Raw genomic sequence first — 463 nt, 5'->3', positions numbered from 1 at the left:
TCAAGGTCCATTCACCGGGCCCGTTCTCGGTCTCGGCCACCAACTCCCCGTCCGGGCGACGCACCGGTTTCCCCGCGGGCACCGACCGGGCCAACGCGATGACCTGCCCGCGCTCGGTCTCGGTGATCCGGCGTTTACGCCCGCATCCGGGCCGGGTGCCCAGCCCGTCGAGACCCTCGGCGTTGAACCGGTTCAACCAGCGCCGCACCCGGTTGTCATGGCAGCCCGAATACTCCGCGATCTCCGACGCCCGCAACCCCTCCCAGCTCAACGCGACGATCCGTGCCCGCTCGATCCAGTCGGCCGGAGCATGCCGCGCTCTGGACAACCGATGAATCCGCTCGGCCTCCCATTCATCCCGCGGCGGACGCGCCATGAGGGTCTTCGGCACCACACTCACCTCCACCCTCGCCGATACACCCCTCTTCAATTCAACCACTCAAACAGGAACGAAGCACTAAGC

Annotated in this window: 1 protein-coding gene; it reads right to left on the bottom strand. The window is 67.2% G+C overall.

What is annotated here, in order from left to right; all coding sequences use genetic code 11:
- Nucleotides 1-391, bottom strand: a 391-nt coding sequence (locus ACX4ZE_RS23095) for a helix-turn-helix domain-containing protein (protein WP_480275570.1), incomplete at its 3' end; no start/stop codon positions are given.
- Nucleotides 392-463 lie beyond the last annotated feature (72 nt).

The sequence above is a fragment of the Nocardia sp. TBRC8007 genome (assembly GCF_056629435.1).
This window is presented reverse-complemented; position numbering and strand designations above follow the sequence as displayed.